Raw genomic sequence first — 2,080 nt, 5'->3', positions numbered from 1 at the left:
CAACCGATTGCGACCCTCGGAAGATATTCTCCGTAGCACGTCGATATCCGGGCCGCTGATGCGCGCCTCCAGCTTGGCCTTTTTTAATGATACGGCGACCACCGAGATCTACACGTTCAGAGTTCTACAGTCCGACGATCATGAAAGATTAAGCCATGCATGTCTAAGTACACACGAATTAAAAGTGAAACCGCAAAAGGCTCATTATATCAGTTATGGTTCCTTAGATCGTTAACAGTTACTTGGATAACTGTGGTAATTCTAGAGCTAATACATGCAATTAAAACATGAACCTTATGGGACATGTGCTTTTATTAGGCTAAAACCAAGCGATCGCAAGATCGTTATATTGGTTGAACTCTAGATAACATGCAGATCGTATGGTCTTGTACCGACGACAGATCTTTCAAATGTCTGCCCTATCAACTTTTGATGGTAGTATCTAGGACTACCATGGTTGCAACGGGTAACGGGGAATCAGGGTTCGATTCCGGAGAGGGAGCCTGAGAAACGGCTACCACATCTAAGGAAGGCAGCAGGCGCGTAAATTACCCACTCCCAGCTCGGGGAGGTAGTGACGAAAAATAACAATACAGGACTCATATCCGAGGCCCTGTAATTGGAATGAGTACACTTTAAATCCTTTAACAAGGACCAATTGGAGGGCAAGTCTGGTGCCAGCAGCCGCGGTAATTCCAGCTCCAATAGCGTATATTAAAGTTGTTGCGGTTAAAACGTTCGTAGTTGAACTTGTGCTTCATACGGGTAGTACAACTTACAATTGTGGTTAGTACTATACCTTTATGTATGTAAGCGTATTACCGGTGGAGTTCTTATATGTGATTAAATACTTGTATCTTTTCATATGTTCCTCCTATTTAAAAACCTGCATTAGTGCTCTTAAACGAGTGTTATTGTGGGCCGGTACTATTACTTTGAACAAATTAGAGTGCTTAAAGCAGGCTTCAAATGCCTGAATATTCTGTGCATGGGATAATGAAATAAGACCTCTGTTCTGCTTTCATTGGTTTTCAGATCAAGAGGTAATGATTAATAGAAGCAGTTTGGGGGCATTAGTATTACGACGCGAGAGGTGAAATTCTTGGACCGTCGTAAGACTAACTTAAGCGAAAGCATTTGCCAAAGATGTTTTCATTAATCAAGAACGAAAGTTAGAGGTTCGAAGGCGATCAGATACCGCCCTAGTTCTAACCATAAACGATGCCAGCTAGCAATTGGGTGTAGCTACTTTTATGGCTCTCTCAGTCGCTTCCCGGGAAACCAAAGCTTTTGGGCTCCGGGGGAAGTATGGTTGCAAAGCTGAAACTTAAAGGAATTGACGGAAGGGCACCACCAGGAGTGGAGCCTGCGGCTTAATTTGACCCAACACGGGAAAACTTACCAGGTCCGAACATAAGTGTGTAAGACAGATTGATAGCTCTTTCTCGAATCTATGGGTGGTGGTGCATGGCCGTTCTTAGTTCGTGGAGTGATTTGTCTGGTTAATTCCGATAACGAACGAGACTCAAATATATTAAATAGATATCTTCAGGATTATGGTGCTGAAGCTTATGTAGCCTTCATTCATGTTGGCAGTAAAATGCTTATTGTGTTTGAATGTGTTTATGTAAGTGGAGCCGTACCTGTTGGTTTGTCCCATTATAAGGACACTAGCTTCTTAAATGGACAAATTGCGTCTAGCAATAATGAGATTGAGCAATAACAGGTCTGTGATGCCCTTAGATGTCCTGGGCTGCACGCGCGCTACAATGAAAGTATCAACGTGTATTTCCTAGACCGAGAGGTCCGGGTAAACCGCTGAACCACTTTCATGCTTGGGATTGTGAACTGAAACTGTTCACATGAACTTGGAATTCCCAGTAAGTGTGAGTCATTAACTCGCATTGATTACGTCCCTGCCCTTTGTACACACCGCCCGTCGCTACTACCGATTGAATTATTTAGTGAGGTCTCCGGACGTGATCACTGTGACGCCTTGCGTGTTACGGTTGTTTCGCAAAAGTTGACCGAACTTGATTATTTAGAGGAAGTAAAAGTCGTAACAAGGTTTCCGTAGGTG

1 rRNA gene is annotated in these 2,080 nt (G+C 43.4%); it reads left to right on the top strand.

From position 1 onward, the window contains the following. Positions 1-227: 227 nt before the first annotated feature. Positions 228-2,080: ribosomal RNA gene (locus tag Q0863_RS18385) — 16S ribosomal RNA — on the top strand; the annotation flags it as partial.

The sequence above is a fragment of the uncultured Luteimonas sp. genome (assembly GCF_947492465.1).
Classification (GTDB): domain Bacteria; phylum Pseudomonadota; class Gammaproteobacteria; order Xanthomonadales; family Xanthomonadaceae; genus Luteimonas.
This window is presented reverse-complemented; position numbering and strand designations above follow the sequence as displayed.